Consider the following 18,551-nt stretch of genomic DNA (forward strand, 5'->3'; position numbering starts at 1 on the left):
TGCGCGTGGCGGTTGCCGTGGTCCGAGACAGGCGGCTATCCGCCACGCCGCCCGCCGATCGCGCTGACCGACAGTCTTGTCTCGCCCGGCGTGGCGCGGTGCGTGGCCGCCCGCCAGGCATGGCCGTAGGCCACTTCGATGGATAGCGCGATGCGGCCATCCGGCCCGCGCTGCGCCGCCAGCGCTTCGCATAAGCGGTCGCGCCAGGCGCGGCCGGCCAATCCCGCGCGCCGTCCCAGCGAGGGATTGCCGCCCAGCGCGCGCACGTCTTCCAGCAGGCGCAGCGGCGTTTCGTAGGTCAGCGTCAGCACTTCCTGGTCCATGACGGGATCGGAGAAGCCGTTCTCCACCAGCAGGTCGCCGAAGTCGTGCATGTCCACGAACCCGGGCGTGGCCGTTTGCAGCCCCGCGTCGGCCAGCGCCTGGCGCAACTCGCGCAGGGTGCCGGGTCCCAGGCACGAGAACATCGCCAATCCGCCCACGCGCAGGAGGCGGCGCCATTCGGCCAGCACCGCGTGCGGCGCGGGATGCCAGTGCATCGCCAGGTTGGACCAGACCAGGTCCAGGGACTCGGGCGCCAATCCGCTGGCGGCCAGGTCGGCCTGCACGAAGCGGGTGTCGGGCTTGCCGCCGCGCGTCAGCTTGCCCAGCCAGGCGCCGACACCCGACGGCGCATGGCGGCCGCGCGCATGGGCCAGCAGCGGCGCACAGGCGTCCAGGCCGGTATAGGCGGCCTGCGGGTAGCGTTCGCGCAGCAGGGGCAGGTTGTCGCCCGCCCCACAGCCCGCGTCCAGCATCTGCGCGGGCTGCAGGCGGATGTACTGCAGGCGGCCGAGCATGCGCCGGGCGATCTCGCCATACAGGAACTGGGCGTCGGACAGGTCGCCGCGGCGGGCGAACTGGCGGATCACATGTTCGGGCGACAGGGGAAGGGTGGGCAGGGCGGAAGGCTGGGACATTTCTATCGCGCTGCCCATGACGGGGCGCGCGTCTGCGTGATCTGATGGGGCCTGGCGCCTGCTTGCGCGATGACGACGACTGCCCGATGCCCTTCATTATTGCCCATCCGCTTGCCGATACGCTGCGTAGTGCCTTACGGGCATGGGGTCTTGCCTGGAGGCGGCTGGCAGCCCGGGCAGGGTCGGCCTGCCCCGCATGCGGGGGCGCCGCGCGCGGCGGACGGCTGTGCGAGGCCTGCGCGCAGGACGTGTTGAATGGCGTGCTGGACCCCGAGGTCTTGCGTTGCGAGCGATGCGCCCTGCGCCTGCCGGCGGCGGCGTTGCCGCGCGACCTGCCCGCCGGCGTGTGCCTGTGCGTGGATTGCCTGCTGCATCCGCCAGCGTTCTCGCAGGCCGTGGCCGCGTTCGACTACGAGCCGCCCTTCGACAGCCTGATCCAGCGCTACAAGGGCGAGCATCGCTACGTGATGGCCGGCGCCCTGGCGCACCTGTTGTATTGCGCCTGGATGGCGGCGGACGGGGATGCGCCCGCGGTGCAGGCACTGGTGCCGATTCCCGCCAGCCGGACCTCGCTGCGGCGGCGCGGCTTCAATCCGGCGGGCGAGCTGGCGGCGGCCCTGGGCGCGCAGGCGAGGCTGCCCGTGCTGCGCACCGCCTTGCACCGGCGCCGCGAGGACGGCCGCCGCCAGGCGTCGCTGGGACGCCGTGAACGCGAATCGGCGGTGCTGGGCCTGTACGCGTGCCGGCGTTCGCTGTCGGGCCTGCACGTGGGATTGGTGGACGACGTGATGACCACCGGCAGCACCGTGGACGCGGCGGCGCGGGTGCTGTTGCAGGCGGGGGCTGCCCGCGTGACGGTGCTGGTCGCCGCGCGCACGCCGGCGGTGCCGCAGCGAGATTGAGCGCGCAGGGAGGACGGCGCGGGCGGCGTGGAAGCTCTGGCCGGGCGCCGCTGCGCAATGGCACCTCGGATGTCCTGGCGATTGCGGCGGACTCGGCAGGCAAGGCGCCCGCCGGCTGGCAAAATAGGGCCTTTCGTTCCTTGGCGCATCCCGCCGAGCCGCAAGCGCCATGTTCCACGTCGTTCTCGTCTGCCCCGAAATCCCGCCCAACACGGGCAATGTCATCCGGCTGTGCGCCAACACCGGCTCGCAGCTGCACCTGGTGCGCCCGCTGGGGTTCGATCTCGACGATGCGCGCCTGCGCCGCGCGGGGCTGGACTATCACGAGTGGCAGCCCATGCAGGTGCACGACACGTTGCGGCAGGCGCTGGCGGCCACGGGCGCGCCGGCCGGGCGCATCTACGCGCTGACCACCCGCACCGAGCACAGCGTGGCGACGACGGCGTTCCTGCCCGGGGATGTCTTCGTGTTCGGCCGCGAGACGGCAGGGCTGTCGGACGAGCACATGGCGTGCTTCGCGCCGTCGCAGTGCCTGCGCCTGCCGATGCGGCCGGGCCAGCGCAGCCTGAACCTGTCCAACGCCGTGGCGGTCACGGTATTCGAGGCATGGCGCCAGCAGGGGTACGAGGGCGCCATCTAGCGCGCTCAGGCGATGCCAGCTCGATCCATGCGCGCATGGCCCGAGCCGCTTTCATGCGATCAGTTGATGCTGTAGCCGCGCCCCAGCAGGCATGCGCCGATCGATCGCGTATACGAATTCGTCTGCGCGCCCGTGGTCCATTGCGAGGCCTGATTCGGATCGAAGCCGCTCTGGTTCGCGGCCCAGCGTTCGCACTCGCCACGGTCGCGGGCCTGCTGGGACGGGCTCTGGCCGCGCGAGGGATAGGCGATGACGTCGGCCGAGGCCACGCGTTGCGGCGGGGGCGGCGGCGCGACGTATTGCACGGGCGGGGCCACGTACACGGGCTGCGGCGCCACATAGACGGGCGGGGGGCTGTAGTACACCGGCGCGGGGGCGTAGACGTAGCTGGGACGCGAGTTCAGCGCGATGTAGGTGCCGGCGGCCGCCAGCCCCAACGCGCCGCCCACGACCCAGCCGGCGCTTGGGCCGTGCCAGCCGCCGCGGTAACCGTGGTGGTAATAGCCCCAGGCCGAAGCCGTATTGCTGAACGAGGCAAGCGCCAGGGCGAGCGCCGCGCCTGCGATGCGCAAGGTATGAATCTTCATCTTGAAACTCCTGAGCCGTCGCCACGGGCGTGATGCGCGTCCGCCGGTCGGCTGTGGATAATGTACCCAGGCGCGGCTGTCGCGTAGCTGTTTGGCGCGGGAATGCGACATTTCGGCGCATTTAGTGGTTTCAGTCGGTTTCAATGGGGTCGGATGCCGCGTTTCCTATCGCATCGCCCCATTGCGTGTCACACCGTCTCGCGTTAGTCCAGCGACAGGTTCAGCCGGGCGATGACTTCATCCCACCTGGCCTTGTCGTCGCGGATGCGGCGCGTCAGGTCTTCGGGCGTCGACCAGGCGGGCGTGAAGTATTGCAGGGCCAGCTGTTTGCCCACCGCCTCGCTGTTGATGATGTTGGCCAGCTCGCGGTTCATGCGTTCGATGACCGGCGTGGGCGTGCCGGCCGGTGCCAGGATGGCGTTCCAGGAAATGGCCTCGAATCCCGGATAGCCCTGTTGCGCCATGGTCGGAATGCCGGGCAGCGCGTCGCTGGGCGCAAGGCTGGTGATGGCCAGCGCCTTCACCTTGCCGCTGCGCACCTGGGGCATGGCGATGGCGGGCACCATGAAGCCGGCCTGCACGTCGCCGCCGATGATGGCGGTGATGATCTGCGGGAAGCCCGGATACGGAATCTGCACGAGGTCGATGCCGGCCTCGTGCTTGAACATCTCCATGGCGAGGTGGGCCGAGCTGCCCGGCCCCACCGAGCCGTAGTTCAGCGTGCCGGCGCGGCTACGCGCCAGCTTCACGAATTCCTGCACGTTGGCCGCGGGCAGGCTGGCCGGCACCGTCAGCACGTTGGGACTGGTGGCCACCAGCGTGATCGGCTCCAGGTCGGTCAGCGGATCGTAGCCCAGCGTGTTCTTGTACAACGTGGGCGCCGTCACCAGCGGCCCGTTGATGGTGTAGAGCAGCGTGTAGCCGTCCGGCTTGGCCTGTGCCACGAAGCGCGTGCCGATGTTGCCGCCCGCGCCGGGCTTGTTGTCCACCACGATCGACTGGCCCAGCGCCTGTCCCAGCGGCTCGGCGATGGTGCGCGCCAGCAGGTCCGGCGACGAACCCGGCGGGAAGGGCACCACCAGGTGCACGGGGCGCTCGGGCCAGTCGGCGTGCGCCACGGCGGGCAGCACGGCGGTGGCGATCAGGCTCAGGCAGGCGCGGCGAAGCAGCCGGCCGGCGCGCTTGGCGAAGGACATTGGAGGTCTCCTTGGGGCGGCGATAGTGTCGTTCTTGGTGTGTGGGTTCTTGCGCAACGCGGGTTCAGCCGGCCGGATGCTCGTGGCGCGCCTCGCGCGCCAGCAGGGCCGACACGGCCGTCATGGGCGCCACGCCGTCGAACAGCACGGCGCAGACGGCCTCGGTAATCGGCAATTCGACGTCGAGCGCGCGGGCGCGTTGCATCACCGCGCGGGCACAGCGTACGCCTTCGGCGGTGATGCCGCTGGCAAGAATGTCGGCGAGCTTGCGGCCGGCGCCGATTTCCAGGCCGACGCGGCGGTTGCGCGACAGTTCGCCGGTGGCCGTCAGCACCAGGTCGCCCAGGCCGGTCAGGCCGGAGAACGTCTCGGGCTGCGCGCCCAACGCGACGCCGAAGCGGCTGATCTCGGCCAGGCCGCGCGTGATCAGGGCGGCGCGGGCATTGGTGCCCAGCGCCAGGCCGTCGGCGATGCCGCAGGCCACGGCGATGACGTTCTTCAGGGCGCCGCCCACTTCCACGCCGACCACGTCGGCGCTGGCGTAGACGCGCATGGCGCCGCCGTGCAGGGCCGTGATGGCCAGGTTGCTGACGTCCGGCAGGGCGCTGGCGGCGGTGAGCGCGACGGGCAGGCCCTGCGCGACTTCGCGCGCGAACGAGGGGCCGGACAGCACGCCGCCGCGCCAGCCCGGCAGGCCGGCCAGCGCGTCGCGGGCGATTTCGTGGGGCAGGCGGCCGGTGTCTTCCTCGAACCCTTTGCAGGTCCAGACCAGCGGCACGTCTGCCAGGCCATGGCGCGGCAGGCGCTGGGCCAGATCGCGGCACAGGGCGTCCAGTCCCGCCACCGGCACGCCCAGGATGATCAGGCCGGGCTCGGGCCCGGCGTGAAGGAAAGCGAGGGCGTCGTCGATGTCCGCGCTGAACCGCAGCGCGGGCGGCAGGGCGACGCCGGGTAGATAGCGCGCGTTTTCATGGTCGCGCGCCATGGTGTCGACGCGTGCGGCATCCCGGGCCCAGAGCAGGGTGGGATGGCGGCGCGCGGCGGCCGCGGCCAGCGCCGTGCCCCAACTGCCCGCGCCCAGTACGGCGACGCGGGGCGTGCAAGGAGACGGAGCAACCATGGCCGCTGTGCCGCTTACTGGCGCGTGGCGCCCGGGGGCAGGATGATGCCGGCGTCGGCGCCGTTGGACTGCTGCTCTTGCTGCAGTTCGGCGATGCGTTGTTCGTACAGGGCCTGGAAGTTGACTTCGGCCAGGTGCAGGGCCGGCAGCGACGTGCGGGTGATCGCGTCGGCGATGTTGGCGCGCAGGTACGGATACAGCATGGTCGGGCAGACGATGCCCAGCAGCGGATCCATCTGTTCGGCCGGGATGTTGGCCAGTTCGAAGATGCCGGCTTGCGTGCCCTCGACCAGGTACAGCACCTTGTCGTTGATGCGGGTGGTGACGGTGGCCGTGACGGTCGATTCGAACACGGTTTCGGCCAGGCGCTGGCCGCCGACGTTGATGCTGACTTCGACCTGCGGGGTTTCCTGTTCCAGGAAGACGTGCGGCGCGTTGGGCATCTCCAGCGAGAGATCCTTCAGGTAGACGCGTTGCAGATTGAACGAAGGCGCGTCTGCTTGCTGGGTGTTTTGGTCCTGGTCAGCCATGGTGATTCCGGTTGGTGGGGTCGATTGGAAGGGTCTTGCGCGTCAGCCGTTCAGCAGCGGCTGCAGACCGCCGGCGCGGTCCAGCGCCTGCAGGTCGTCGCAGCCGCCGACGTGGGTGTCCCCGATGTAGATCTGCGGGACCGTGCGGCGGCCGGTGCGGGCGATCATCGCTTCGCGCTGGGCCGGGTCCTGGTCGATGCGGATGATCTCTAGGTCGGTCACCCCGCGTTGTTCCAGCAGCGACTTGGCGCGCGCGCAATAGGGGCAATAATCCTTGCTGTACATGACAACTTTGTTCATGGTTTCTCCGGCTTCGGGGGAAAAGTGCCGTTTCAGCCCTTCTGGGTGACCGGCAGGCTGGCCGCGAACCAGGTCTTCATGCCGCCATCCAGGACGGCCACGTCGGTGTAGCCCTGCGCCTTCAGGCGCGAGACCATGCGGGGGGCGTCGCGGCCCTGTTCGCACACCAGGATCAGCGGCTTGTTCTTGGGCAGGTTACCCGCTTTCTGCTCGAGGTCGGTGGCCGGCAGGCTGCGCGCCTGGGCGATGTGGCCGGCCTGGAACTGTTCGGTGGGACGCACGTCGACCCATACGGCATGGCGCTGGTTGACCATCTGGATGGCTTCGGCGGTGCTGATGCCGCCCCCCGCGCGGCCGCGGCGCAGTGCCGGCACGGCCAGCATGACGCCCGACACCACGGCCACGGCGACGATGAAGATGTTGTTCTTTTCGAGCAAGAATTGCAGAAGATCCACGAGGTATCCTGAAGTGTGGCTTGAACCGGTGCGGCCTGAAGCGTGAAGGGCGCCCCGGGGCGCCGAAGTCGGCTGGTACCCTGGCGTGAAATACAGCGCGCCGTGGGTCAAGCCGAGGCAAAATCGCTCAATTATAAAATGAGCGCATCGCTGACCGATTTTTCACTTGTTCCCGCGCCCGACGCGGCTTCTTACCATGCACAAACTCGTACTGATGCGCCACGGCGAAAGCCAGTGGAACCTCGAGAACCGTTTCACAGGCTGGACCGACGTCGACCTGACCGACACGGGCCGCGAACAGGCCCGCCGCGCGGGTGAACTGCTCAAGGCCGAAGGCTATGCCTTCGACGTGGCGTTCACCTCCGTCCTGAAGCGCGCCATCCGCACGCTGTGGATCGCGCTGGACGCCATGGATGCCATGTACACGCCCGTGGGCAACTCCTGGCGCCTGAACGAGCGCCACTACGGCGCCCTGCAGGGCCTGAACAAGGCCGAGACCGCCGCCCAGTACGGCGACGAGCAGGTCCTGATCTGGCGCCGCGCCTACGCGATCGCTCCCGAGCCCCTGGGCCTGGACGACCCGCGCCACCCGCGTTTCGACGCGCGCTACGCCCGCGTGCCGGCGGACCAGTTGCCCGCCACCGAGTGCCTGAAGGACACCGTCGACCGCGTGCTGCCGTTCTGGAACGACTCGATCGCGCCGGCCATCCGCGCCGGCCGCCGCGTGCTGGTCGCCGCGCACGGCAACAGCCTGCGCGCGCTGATCAAGTACCTGGACGACGTGTCGGACGAGGACATCGTCGGCCTGAACATCCCCACCGGCCAGCCCCTGGTGTACGAACTCGATGACGACCTGAAGCCCATCCGCCACTACTACCTGGGCGATGCCGCCGAGATCGAGGCCGCGATGGCCGCGGTGGCCGCGCAAGGCAAGGCCAAGAAGGACTGAGCGATGCGGCTTGCGCGGGTGGGGCCGGGGTTCGCGCGGCGCGCGGCGGCGCTGGCGCTCGGTCTGGTCACGGCCGCGGCGGGCGCCGCGTCGGCCGATCTGGCCGGGCGGCAGTCCGAGGCCGAGCGGCGGCAGGCCGCCCTGCGCGAGCGCATCGAATCGCTGCAGAAAGAGATCGACACGCGCGAGGCGGCGCGCAAAGAGGCGGCCGATGCGTTGCGCCAGTCCGAGTCGGCCATCTCGCGCATCAACCTGCGGTTGCGCGAACTCGACGAGGCGCTGCACCGCGCCGAAACCGATCTGGCCAGCCTGGAAAAGCAGATCACGGCGCAGAACGAGGTGCTGGAGCAGCGCCGCAACGAACTCTCCGACCAGTTGCGCGCCCAGTACGCCAGCGGCCTGTCGCCCTGGACCGCCTTGCTGTCCGGCGATGATCCCCAGCAGTTGGGCCGCAACCTGGGTTACCTCGACTACGTATCGCGGGCCCGCGCGCGCGCCGTGACGGCCGTGCGCACCGAGATCGACCGGCTGGCCGCGTTGCAATCCGCCGCCGATGCCCGGCGCACCGAGATCGCGGGCGTGACCGAGGAGACCGGCAAGCAGAAGGCCGAGCTGGTTGCGCAACAGAAGGAACGCGCCACCGTGGTCGCCCGGCTGGAGGGGCAGATCGCCGCGCAGCGGGCCGAAGCCGGCAAGCTGGACCGGGACGATCAGCGCCTGTCCAGCCTGATCGGCAACCTGGAGACCGCCATCGCGCGCCAGGCCGCCGAAGAGGCGCGCCGCCGCGCCGAGGCGGCCCGCAAGGCCGAGGAAGCCCGCAAGGAAGCCGCGCGCCGCGCCGAGCTGGCCCGCAAGGCCGAAGAGGCCCGCCGTGCCGAACTGGCTCGAAAGGCCGAGGAAGCGCGCAAGGAAGCGGCCCGCCAGGCCGAAGCCGTGCGCCAGGCCAGGAACGACGCCGACCGACGCGCGGCGGAAAAGGCCCGTGCCGAAGCCATGGCCGAGGCCAGCCGCGTGCGCGAGCAGGCCGAGGTGGCGGCCAGCAGCGCCCAGCGGAATCCGGCCCTGGTCGATCCGGACAGCGCCGGCCTGCGTCCGGTCGACGGACAAGGGCATACCCGGCTGGTGGAAACGCCCACGGAACCCGCCCAGCGTCCGGCGCCCACGCGCCAGGCCGAAGCGGAACCCGCGGCCGCGCCCGAGCGTATCGGGCGCCCCGAACGCCCCGAGCGCGAGGCTTCCGCCCGTCCGCCGGCCGGCGGCGGCAACGGGCTGCGTCATGGCCTGACGCCGCCGGTACGCGGCGCGGTGCAGGGCCGTTTCGGGGTGGGCCGTCCCGACGGCGGGGTCTGGCGCGGCATCGTGCTGCGCGCCTCGGAGGGCACTCCCGTCAAGGCGGTGGCTCCGGGCACCGTGGTGTATGCCGATTGGCTGCGCGGATTCGGCAACATCATCATCGTCGACCACGGCCAGCAATACCTGTCGGTCTACGCGTACAACCAGAGCCTGCTCAAGCGCGTGGGAGACGCCGTGACGACCGGAGATACCCTCGCTACGGTGGGTGCGACCGGCGGCCAAGTGGAATCGGGCCTATACTTTGAAATTCGCCATCGTGGCGCGCCCGTGGATCCCGCCCAGTGGCTGGCCCTCTAGCGCTGCGCTGAAACGCCACTGTAGTATTTCGACAGCATGGTAGCCCCCTCGAATTCCCAGGCTCGCGCCCGGGGGGCATCAATTTCAGGATGTGTGCATGAGCACTCGCAAGTATCGCGGTTTCGGTCTTGTTTCCATCGGTGCGGTGGCAGGCATACTGCTGAGCGCCGGCGTCACCGCTGTCGCCCAGCGTGGCAGCCCCTTGCCGCTGGACGAACTCCGCCAACTGACCAACGTCTTCGGGGCGATCAAGGACAACTACGTCGAACCTGTCGACGACAAGACCCTGATCCAGAACGCCATCTCGGGCATGGTGTCCAACCTCGACCCGCACTCGGCCTACCTGGATGCGGATGCCTTCCGCGACATGCAGACCGCCACGCAAGGCGAGTTCGGCGGCCTGGGCATCGAGGTCGGTGCCGAGGACGGCTTCGTCAAGGTCATCTCGCCCATCGAGGACACGCCGGCCGCGCGCGCGGGCATCCTGGCGGGCGACCTGATCATCAAGATCGACGACACGCCCACCAAGGGCATCCAGCTGAACGACGCCGTCAAGCTGATGCGTGGCGCGCCCAAGTCGCCGATCACGCTGACCATCATGCGCGCCGACCAGCCGCAGCCCCTCGTGGTCAAGCTCGTGCGCGACATCATTAAGGTGCGCAGCGTGCGCAGCAAGATGCTGGACGACGGCACCGCCTACCTGCGCATTGCCCAGTTCCAGGAAAAGACCGGCCCCGACATGGCCCGCCAACTGCGCGAACTCGGCGCCAAGGGCGCGCCCAAGTCGCTGGTGCTGGACCTGCGCAACGACCCGGGCGGCCTGCTGACCAGCGCCATCGGCGTGGCCGGCGCCTTCCTGCCAAACCCGCAGGACACCCTGGTGGTGTCCACTGAAGGCCGCACGCCCGACGCCCGCCACAAATACATGGGCAAGCCCAGCGAATATGCGCGCGGCGAAGGCGACTACCTGGCCGACCTGCCCGCCTGGGTGAAGACCGTGCCGATGGTGGTGCTGGTCAACGTGGGCTCGGCCTCGGCCTCCGAAATCGTGGCCGGCGCCCTGCAGGATCACAAGCGCGCCAAGCTGCTGGGCAACCGCACTTTCGGCAAGGGCTCGGTGCAGGTCATCCTGCCGCTGTCGCAAGACACGGCGGTCAAGCTGACCACGTCGCGCTACCTCACGCCGGCCGGCCGCTCCATCCAGGCCACCGGCATCGTGCCCGACTACATCGTGGCCGATACCGCCAAGGGCGATCTGTTCCGCCTGCCGCGCGAAGCCGACCTGCAGCGCCACCTGTCGAACCAGCAGGACAGCAACGAGATCAAGTCCAGCGCCTTCGACACCAACGAGCCGCCCGTCGCCAAGATCTTCGAATTCGGCGGCAAGGACGACTTCCAGCTGCAGCAGGCCCAGAACCTGCTGGCCGGCCGTCCCATCGAAAAGGGCGAGCAGCGCCAGGCCAAGGCCGACGTGAAGCCCGCCGGCAAGACCGACACCCAGCGCATGAAGATCACGCCGTCCGGAGTCGAACCCTCGAAGGCGAAATGAACGACCAGCAGTTGCTGCGCTATGCCCGCCACATCCTTCTGGATGAGGTGGGCATCGAAGGCCAGGAGGCTTTCCTGGCAGCGCGGGTACTGATCGTGGGAGCGGGCGGCCTGGGTTCTCCGGCCGCCCTTTATCTTGCCACCGCCGGCGTGGGGCACATCGTGCTGGCCGACGACGACCTCGTCGAACTCAGCAATCTGCAGCGCCAGATCCTGCACACCACGGCCAGCCTGGGCCGGCCCAAGGCCGAGTCCGGCCGCGATACGCTGACCGCCTTCAATCCCGAAACCCACATCGACGCGCGCGTCGCGCGCCTGGACGGCATCGCCTTGTCCGAGGCCGTGGCCGCGGCCGACGTCGTGCTGGACTGCACCGACAACTTCGCCACCCGCCACGCCATCAACCGCGCCTGCGTGCAGCATCGCAAGCCGCTGGTGTCCGGGGCGGCCATCCGCTTCGACGGACAGGTCAGCGTGTACGACCTGCGTGACCAGCAGGCGCCCTGTTACCACTGCCTGTTTCCCGAGGCCGACGACGTCGACGAACTCAGTTGCGCCACCACGGGGGTGTTCGCGCCGCTGGTCGGCATCATCGGCAGCATGCAGGCGGCCGAGGCGCTGAAGCTGCTGGCGGGGATAGGGCGCAGCCTTTCCGGGCGCCTGCTGCAACTGGACCTGCGCGACATGCAGTGGCATTCGGTGAACGTGCGGCGGGATCCTGAGTGCGAGGTGTGCGGCGGATATTCGCGGCCCTTGCTCGGAGAGCCCGGGGCCTGACCGTGGCGCGCTCCGCAACGACGCACATAGGGTCCGGGCGATGGCGCAGTTGCGATGGGGCGTCCCTGCGCCCCGTCTTGGGGGACTGCGCGCTGATCGAATGAAGGGGCTGTCTAGTCCGCAATGCCCGATGATGTTCAAAGTTTTCATATAACCTGAGAACATGCCTATAATCGCCGCATGTCCCTGCGTACCGCCACCCTGACCGATCAGGTCGCCAGCCAGCTCGCCGCCGAGATCGCGCGGGGCACCTACGCCGTGGGCGCCAAGCTGCCGGCCGGCAAGGACCTGGCCAGCCTGTATGGCGTCAGCGCCGCCGTCATCCGCGAGGCCACCGAGCGCCTGCGCGCTCAGGGTCTGGTGCGCAGCCGGCAGGGGTCTGGCTGTATGGTGCTGGCCCGCACGGGCGCGGCCGGGTTCCAGGTGTCCGCCGAGGCCGACCGCGCGCAACTGGCCCACGTCTACGAACTGCGCATGGAGCTGGAGGGCGGCGCGGCGGCGTTGGCGGCAAGGCGGCGCACGCCGGCCGACCTGGCCGCCATGCAGTTGGCCCTGGAAGGGCTGCGCGGCTGCCTGGACGATCCCGATCCCGACGCGGCAGTGGAGTACGACGTGGCGTTCCACGGCGCCGTGGCCGCCGCCACGCACAATCCCAGTTACCAGCGCCTGTTGCAGTACCTGAACCTGCAACTGCGCCACGCCGTGCGCACGGCGCGGCAGAACAGCCTGCGCCATGCCGGGCTGCCTTCCCGCGTGCAGCAGGAGCACGTGGCCCTGTTCGATGCCATCGCGCGCGGCGATGCCGACGGCGCGCGCGGCGCGGCCACCGCCCATCTGCGCGGGGCCGCCGGCCGGCTCGAACTCGGGCTGCCTCCCATCGATTCCCCCTCTTCTTCCGAATACGGATACGCACCATGAGCACGCAAGCTTTCCCGCAACGCCTGGTCCAGGCCCTGGGCCCCGATGTCGTCGCCACCGCCGAGCAGGACATCGCGCCCTGGCTGGCCGATTGGCGCGGGCTGTATCGCGGCCAGGCGCAAGCCGTGCTGCGGCCGCGCACCACCGCAGAGGTCGCGCAAGCCCTGGCGCTGTGCCAGGAGGCTGGCGTGCCGGTGGTGCCGCGCGGCGGCAATACGGGCCTGTGCGGCGGCGCCACGCCGGATGGCGGCGCGTCGAACGTGGTGCTCAGCCTGGACCGCATGAATGCCGTGCGCGGCATCGATACCGTGGCCAACACGCTGGTGGCCGAAGCCGGCTGCATTCTGGGCAACCTGCGCCGCGCCGCGCACGAGGCGGGCCGGCTGCTGCCGCTGAGCCTGGCGGCCGAGGATTCCAGCCAGATCGGCGGCAACGTGGCCACCAACGCGGGCGGCGTCAACGTCGTGCGCTACGGCATGGCGCGCGAGCTGGTGCTGGGCCTGGAGGCCGTGCTGCCCACTGGCGAAATCTTCCATGGCTTGCGCACCCTGCGCAAGGACAACACCGGCTATGACCTGAAGCAGTTGCTGATCGGCTCGGAAGGCACGCTGGGCGTGATCACCGCCGTGGCCCTGCGCCTGTTCCCGCGTGTCGATACGCGCAGCGTGGTGCTGGCCGCGGTGCAGTCGCCGGCGCAGGCGCTGCAGCTGTTCGAGCTGCTGTACGAACAGTGCGGCGCGCGCCTGCAGGCGTTCGAATTCTTCACGGGCGACTGCGTCGACCTGGTGCTGCGCCATGCACAAGGCGTGCAGGAGCCCTTCGCGCAACGCTATCCGGGCTACGTGCTGGTCGAACTGGCCGACAGCGTGGACGAGGCCGCCTTGAACGCGCTGGTCGAGCAGGTGATCGGCGCCGCGCTCGAGCGCGAGCTGTGCCTGGATGCCGCCGTGTCGGCATCGCTGGCCCAGGTGCAGGCGCTGTGGAAGCTGCGGGAGGAAATCTCCGAGGCGCAGCGCGCCGACGGCCCGCACCTGAAGCACGACGTGTCTTTGCCCATCGAGCGCATTCCCGAATTCATGGTGTCGGCCGAGGCCCGCGTGCGCGCCGTCAGCGCCGACGTGCGGCCCTTCATCTTCGGCCATTTCGGCGACGGCAACCTGCACTACAACCTGTCGCGTCCGGCGGGCGCTCCCACCGACTGGGCGGCAAAGGAAGGCTCGGCCATCACCGATGCCGTACTGGACGAGGTGAACCGCTATGGCGGCAGCATCAGCGCCGAGCACGGCATCGGGCAACTGAAGCGCGGCCACTTCCTGCACAGCAAGGACCCGCTGGAGCTGCGTGTGATGCGCGACATCAAGCGCGCGCTGGATCCCAAGGGCATCATGAATCCGGGCAAGCTGCTGTAGGAGAGGGGCAGGCGTCTCGGAAACCCAGACCGAAACGGCGCAACGCCCCGCAAGCAACCCCCGGACAGCAAGATCAAGCCTGGTGATAGATCTCCGCCCCCTTCTTCACGAACTCCACCGCCTTCTCCCGCATGCCCTTCTGCAGCGCGTCCTTGTCGCTGACGCCCTGCGAGGCCGCGTATTCGCGCACGTCCTGGGTGATCTTCATGCTGCAGAAGTGCGGGCCGCACATCGAGCAGAAGTGCGCCACCTTCATCGAGTCCTTGGGCAGGGTCTCGTCGTGGAAATCCTTCGCCGTGTCGGGGTCCAGGCCCAGGTTGAACTGGTCGTCCCAGCGGAATTCGAAGCGCGCCTTCGACAGGGCGTTGTCGCGGATCGACGCGCCCGGATGGCCCTTTGCCAGGTCGGCGGCATGGGCGGCGATCTTGTAGGTGATGATGCCGTCCTTCACGTCCTTCTTGTTCGGCAGGCCCAGGTGTTCCTTGGGCGTCACATAGCACAGCATCGCCGTGCCGTACCAGCCGATAAGCGCGGCGCCGATGCCCGAGGTGATGTGGTCGTAGCCCGGCGCGATGTCGGTGGTCAGCGGTCCCAGGGTGTAGAAGGGCGCCTCGTGACAGTGCTCGAGCTGCAGGTCCATGTTCTCCTTGATCATCTGCATCGGCACGTGGCCGGGGCCTTCGATCATCACCTGCACGTCGTGCTTCCAGGCCACCTGGGTCAGTTCGCCGAGCGTCTTCAGTTCGGCGAACTGGGCCTCGTCGTTGGCATCGTAGGCCGAGCCTGGACGCAGGCCATCGCCCAGCGAGAAACTCACGTCGTACGCCTTCATGATCTCGCAGATCTCTTCGAAGCGTTCGTACAGGAAGCTTTCCTTGTGATGCGCCAGGCACCACTTGGCCATGATCGAGCCGCCGCGCGAGACGATGCCGGTCATGCGGTCTGCCGTCATCGGGATGAAGGGCAGGCGCACGCCGGCATGGATCGTGAAGTAGTCCACGCCCTGTTCGGCCTGCTCGATCAGCGTGTCGCGGAAGATCTCCCAGGTCAGTTCCTCTGCCTTGCCGTCGACCTTCTCCAGCGCCTGGTAGATCGGCACCGTGCCGATGGGCACCGGCGAGTTGCGGATGATCCACTCGCGCGTTTCATGGATGTGCTTGCCCGTGGACAGGTCCATCACCGTGTCGCCGCCCCAGCGGATCGCCCAGGTCATCTTCTCGACTTCCTCGCCGATGCCGGAGCTGACGGCCGAGTTGCCGATGTTGGCGTTGATCTTCACCAGGAAATTGCGGCCGATGGCCATCGGTTCGATTTCGGGGTGGTTGATGTTGGCCGGGATGATGGCGCGGCCGCGCGCGATTTCCTCGCGCACGAATTCGGGCGTGATCAGCGACGGGATGGCCGCGCCGAACGACTGGCCCGGATGCTGGCGCAGCAGGCGGCGCGCCAGTTTCTCGCCATCGGGGCCGCTGGCGCGCAGCGATTCGATGTACTGCTCGCGTCGCAGGTTCTCGCGGATGGCCACATACTCCATCTCGGGCGTGACGATGCCGCGGCGCGCGTAGTGCATCTGCGTGACGTTGGCGCCGTCGCGCGCGCGGCGTGGCGGACGTTGCAGGTCGAAGCGCATGGCGGTCAGCCTGGGGTCTTGCAGGCGTTCGCGGCCGTAGTCGCTGGTCGGGCCGGACAGCACCTGGGTGTCGCCGCGCTCTTCGATCCAGGCGCGGCGCAGTTCGGGCAGGCCGCGGCGGATGTCGATGCGGGCTTCGGGATCGGTGTAGGGGCCGCTGGTGTCGTACACGGTCAGCGGGGGATTTTTCTCGCCGCCGAACATGGTGGGGGTGTCCGCCTGCTCGATCTCGCGGAACGGCACGCGGATGTCGGGGCGCGAACCGGTCTGATAGATTTTGCGGGACTTGGGCAGCGGTGCGACCGCAGCCGCGTCGACTTCGGCCGTGGCGGCCAGAAACTTGGGATTGGCGTTCATGAAAGCTCCAATGAATCAAGAGGTTGGAGCCGAATCGGGATGGAATTCCGGCCGCGCGCGCACTGGCGCACTAACGGCGCGAGAACGGGCGACAATGGAATACGCTCCCAGCATCGGCATTATCCGTACTGGTACGAAGGGACTCTCTCAACACGCGGCCGATGGCCGCGAGTACCCCTGCATGGGCCGAAGTATAGGCGTTTTGGCGGCCGTCCCCGTATTGCCCCGTTGCATCTGGAATCAGACGTGACCTGCGGCTGCCTCACGACCCCTGTAAACTTTTTTGTAACGCGCACGAATCCGCAGTGGCATCCGTGATGACTGCGCACGGAAACCGCGAACCTCAAGGGAACTCTCAATCATGCAATTGACTCTCCGCAAACTGGCTCCTGTCTTCGCCGTGGCCATGCTGGCCCTGGCCGGGTGCCAGACTGCGCCGACGACCTCCAGCAAGCAGGACGCCGCCCCGGCCAGCCCCACGGCCGCCGCACAGCCGAACACCGCGTCGCCGGTCGAGTTCTACATCGCGTATTCCCAGCCGGGCGCCGGCCGTACCGAGGTTTCCATGCCCGATGGCAAGCTGTACCTGCAGTCCACGCCCGTGCTGACGCGCCCGTTCCTGACCGAGGCCGCCGCCGTGGTCGACCGCCAAGGGCAGCATTTCGTCGGCCTGCGTTTCAACGAGGCCGGCACGCGCATCCTGGCGGACGTCAGCAGCAAGAACCTGGGCAACATGCTGGCGTTGGTCGTGAACCGTGAACTGGTGGCCGCGCCCAGCATCGCCGAGCCGCTGAACCGTGGCGCGCTGGCCTTCAGCGTGCCCACCGCCCAGGCCGCCATGGAACTGGCCGCGCAGATCCGTGGCGATGCGCCGCCGGCGGCGGGCGCGGCCGCTCCGGCGCCCGCCGCGCCGCGCAACGGCGCCACGCCGGTGCGTTGACGCACGCCGGGCAGAGGCCCGCAAGGGCCCCTGCCGACCAAGCGGGCAAGCGATCCCGGGCCATGCGCCCGGGATGTTTTTTGGAAAGGCGGATACGGCCCGGCGTTCCCCGAGTGCCTCCGGGACCTGCCCGGCGTAGGGTCAGCCGTGCCCGTGCTGGCGTTGCGCCAGCCGTTCATCCCAGCCGCTGCTCTGGCACAGTGCATCGAATTCATTGGCCAGATCCGACAGGGCGATCCTGGACAGCCGTTCCAGCAGCAGGGACTCGGCCTGGCGCAGGGCATCGTCCAGCGCGGCGTTGACCACCCGTTCGACGGCGCAGTCGGGATTCTCGGTTTCGTTGCCGATGGCGAATATGCGTGGCCCGCCGACAGCCCGGTGGATATCCAGCAGCGTGATCTGCTTCAGGTCGCAGGCGATGCGCCAGCCGCCGCCGCGGCCTTTCTCCGAATGCACGTAGCCCGCCTGGCGCAGGCCCGCCATAGTGCGGCGGACGACGACGGCGTTGGTGTCCAGCATCAGGGCGATCTGCTCGGAGGTCAGGGGTTCGTCGCGCCGCGCCATGTGCAGCAGCACGTGCAGCATGCGCGACAGGCGGCTGTCTTTTCTCATGGTCGTTCCACGCCTTGCGAAGCGCGGGCCGGTGTCGTGGCCCGCCATACGAAACATTATAAGTTGCGTGATGGATCGGAATCTGGCTACCATGTAACTTCAATAGTTTCATTATTGGCCGATGGCGCGCGCGTCATGCCGCCTCACGCGCATCGGCCGGATTTCCGTAAGGAGCATTCCATGCGATATGACGTCATCATCGTGGGCGGCAGCTATGCCGGCCTGTCGGCGGGGCTGCCGCTGGCGCGGGCGCGCCGCAACGTACTCGTCATCGACGGCGGCAAGCGCCGCAACCGCTACGCCGAGCACTCGCACGGCTTTCTCACCCAGGACGGCACGCCGGCCGCCGCCATCGCGGCCAAGGGACGCGAGCAACTGCTGGCCTATTCCACGGTGCAATGGCTGGATGCCCAGGTGGCCGGCATCTCGCGCATCGACGAGGGCTTTTGCGTCGAGATCGAAGGCCAGCCCGCGCTCGAAGCCCGCCGTATCGTGCTGGCCATGGGCGTGACCGACCAGCTGCCCGACGTGCCGGGTCTGGCCGATCGCTGGGGTAAATCGGTCTTCCATTGTCCGTATTGCCACGGCTACGAGCTGAATCAGGGCAAGATCGGGGTGCTGGCCAGTTCGCCGCTGTCGTTGCACGTGGCGATGCTGCTGCCCGACTGGGGGCCCACCACGCTATTCCTGAACCAGGCCTTCGAGCCCGAGGCCGCGCAACTGCAGGCGCTGGCCGAGCGCGGTGTGCGGCTGGAGCGCAGCCGTGTGCAGCGCATCGAGAACCACCTCGACCTCATCCTCCAAGGAGGGCACGTCGTGAAGCTGGACGGCCTGTTCGCCACGTCGCGCCTGGCGCCTTCCGGCCCGCTGGCCGACATGCTTGGCTGCGAAAGGGAAGAGGGACCGTGGGGGCACGTCGTCAAGGTCGACGCCATGAAGGCAACGTCCGTCCCGGGCGTCTATGCCTGCGGCGACATGGCCCGGCCTGGCGGATCGGTGCCATTGGCGGTGGGGGATGGCGCCATCGCCGGCGCGGCGGCGCATCAATCGCTGGTCTTCGGCGCGCACTGAG

The 18,551-nt window shown here is 68.9% G+C and carries 19 protein-coding genes; 10 read left to right on the top strand and 9 right to left on the bottom strand.

Translation table 11 applies throughout. The features are described 5' to 3' along the window. Positions 1–35: 35 nt before the first annotated feature. Complete coding sequence (locus A6745_RS07270) at positions 36–959, bottom strand: methyltransferase domain-containing protein (RefSeq protein WP_066125178.1); 924 nt, start codon at positions 957–959, stop codon at positions 36–38. Positions 960–1,207: 248 nt separating this feature from the next. Between A6745_RS07270 and A6745_RS07275 the strand changes: the two genes are divergently transcribed. Both A6745_RS07275 and A6745_RS07280 read left to right on the top strand, forming a co-directional pair. Next, positions 1,208–1,861, top strand: a complete 654-nt coding sequence (locus A6745_RS07275; RefSeq protein WP_231885950.1) for a ComF family protein — start codon at positions 1,208–1,210, stop codon at positions 1,859–1,861. A gap of 169 nt (positions 1,862–2,030) precedes the next feature. Continuing rightward, complete coding sequence (locus tag A6745_RS07280) at positions 2,031–2,501, top strand: tRNA (cytidine(34)-2'-O)-methyltransferase (RefSeq protein ID WP_066125179.1); 471 nt, start codon at positions 2,031–2,033, stop codon at positions 2,499–2,501. A 59-nt stretch (positions 2,502–2,560) separates the two neighbouring features. On the opposite strand, the gene A6745_RS07285 is transcribed toward A6745_RS07280, so the two are convergent. The 6 genes from A6745_RS07285 to A6745_RS07310 all read right to left on the bottom strand — a co-directional run bounded on the left by A6745_RS07285 (position 2,561) and on the right by A6745_RS07310 (position 6,689). Continuing rightward, on the bottom strand, positions 2,561–3,088 hold the full coding sequence (locus tag A6745_RS07285; RefSeq protein WP_066125181.1) for a hypothetical protein: 528 nt from the start codon (positions 3,086–3,088) through the stop codon (positions 2,561–2,563). Positions 3,089–3,291: 203 nt separating this feature from the next. Further along, positions 3,292–4,284 carry a Bug family tripartite tricarboxylate transporter substrate binding protein gene (locus tag A6745_RS07290; protein WP_066125182.1) on the bottom strand — a complete coding sequence of 331 codons (993 nt, stop codon included), beginning with the start codon at positions 4,282–4,284 and terminating at the stop codon, positions 3,292–3,294. Between the two features lie 64 nt (positions 4,285–4,348). After that, positions 4,349–5,404 (bottom strand): NAD(P)H-dependent glycerol-3-phosphate dehydrogenase, encoded by a 1,056-nt coding sequence (locus tag A6745_RS07295; RefSeq protein WP_066125184.1) that lies wholly within the window; start codon positions 5,402–5,404, stop codon positions 4,349–4,351. Positions 5,405–5,418: 14 nt separating this feature from the next. Continuing rightward, on the bottom strand, positions 5,419–5,934 hold the full coding sequence (gene secB, locus A6745_RS07300) for a protein-export chaperone SecB (RefSeq protein WP_066125186.1): 516 nt from the start codon (positions 5,932–5,934) through the stop codon (positions 5,419–5,421). A 42-nt stretch (positions 5,935–5,976) separates the two neighbouring features. After that, complete coding sequence (gene grxC / locus A6745_RS07305) at positions 5,977–6,234, bottom strand: glutaredoxin 3 (protein ID WP_066125188.1); 258 nt, start codon at positions 6,232–6,234, stop codon at positions 5,977–5,979. Positions 6,235–6,266: 32 nt separating this feature from the next. Further along, a complete protein-coding gene (locus A6745_RS07310; protein ID WP_066125190.1) occupies positions 6,267–6,689 on the bottom strand; it encodes a rhodanese-like domain-containing protein in 423 nt (140 codons plus the stop codon). 196 nt (positions 6,690–6,885) lie between these two features. Here A6745_RS07310 and gpmA point away from each other — a divergent pair, with 196 nt between their 5' ends. From gpmA to A6745_RS07340, 6 genes are all read left to right on the top strand, one after another. Continuing rightward, entirely contained in the window at positions 6,886–7,638 is a 753-nt protein-coding gene (gene gpmA, locus A6745_RS07315; protein ID WP_066125192.1) for a 2,3-diphosphoglycerate-dependent phosphoglycerate mutase, read from the top strand. A gap of 3 nt (positions 7,639–7,641) precedes the next feature. Continuing rightward, on the top strand, positions 7,642–9,288 hold the full coding sequence (locus tag A6745_RS07320) for a murein hydrolase activator EnvC family protein (RefSeq protein ID WP_066125194.1): 1,647 nt from the start codon (positions 7,642–7,644) through the stop codon (positions 9,286–9,288). Positions 9,289–9,385: 97 nt separating this feature from the next. After that, positions 9,386–10,837 carry a S41 family peptidase gene (locus A6745_RS07325; protein WP_066125196.1) on the top strand — a complete coding sequence of 484 codons (1,452 nt, stop codon included), beginning with the start codon at positions 9,386–9,388 and terminating at the stop codon, positions 10,835–10,837. After that, positions 10,834–11,613 carry a HesA/MoeB/ThiF family protein gene (locus A6745_RS07330; protein WP_066125198.1) on the top strand — a complete coding sequence of 260 codons (780 nt, stop codon included), beginning with the start codon at positions 10,834–10,836 and terminating at the stop codon, positions 11,611–11,613. The genes A6745_RS07325 and A6745_RS07330 overlap by 4 nt, the downstream gene beginning before the upstream one ends. Before the next feature lie 180 nt (positions 11,614–11,793). After that, entirely contained in the window at positions 11,794–12,531 is a 738-nt protein-coding gene (locus tag A6745_RS07335; protein ID WP_066125200.1) for a FadR/GntR family transcriptional regulator, read from the top strand. Then, a complete protein-coding gene (locus A6745_RS07340; RefSeq protein ID WP_066125202.1) occupies positions 12,528–13,940 on the top strand; it encodes an FAD-binding oxidoreductase in 1,413 nt (470 codons plus the stop codon). The genes A6745_RS07335 and A6745_RS07340 overlap by 4 nt, the downstream gene beginning before the upstream one ends. 73 nt (positions 13,941–14,013) lie before the next feature. Here the strand turns inward: A6745_RS07340 and thiC are convergent, their stop codons facing one another. Continuing rightward, positions 14,014–15,927, bottom strand: a complete 1,914-nt coding sequence (gene thiC / locus A6745_RS07345) for a phosphomethylpyrimidine synthase ThiC (protein WP_066125204.1) — start codon at positions 15,925–15,927, stop codon at positions 14,014–14,016. 361 nt (positions 15,928–16,288) lie between these two features. Between thiC and A6745_RS07350 the strand changes: the two genes are divergently transcribed. Then, a complete protein-coding gene (locus A6745_RS07350; protein ID WP_066125206.1) occupies positions 16,289–16,867 on the top strand; it encodes a SecDF P1 head subdomain-containing protein in 579 nt (192 codons plus the stop codon). Between the two features lie 141 nt (positions 16,868–17,008). Here the strand turns inward: A6745_RS07350 and A6745_RS07355 are convergent, their stop codons facing one another. Then, positions 17,009–17,479 carry an Rrf2 family transcriptional regulator gene (locus A6745_RS07355; protein ID WP_066125208.1) on the bottom strand — a complete coding sequence of 157 codons (471 nt, stop codon included), beginning with the start codon at positions 17,477–17,479 and terminating at the stop codon, positions 17,009–17,011. A gap of 180 nt (positions 17,480–17,659) precedes the next feature. On the opposite strand from A6745_RS07355, the gene A6745_RS07360 reads away from it, so the two are divergent. Continuing rightward, positions 17,660–18,550, top strand: a complete 891-nt coding sequence (locus A6745_RS07360; RefSeq protein WP_066125210.1) for an NAD(P)/FAD-dependent oxidoreductase — start codon at positions 17,660–17,662, stop codon at positions 18,548–18,550. Position 18,551 lies beyond the last annotated feature (1 nt).

The organism is Bordetella ansorpii, assembly GCF_900078705.1.
Taxonomy (GTDB): domain Bacteria; phylum Pseudomonadota; class Gammaproteobacteria; order Burkholderiales; family Burkholderiaceae_B; genus Bordetella; species Bordetella ansorpii_A.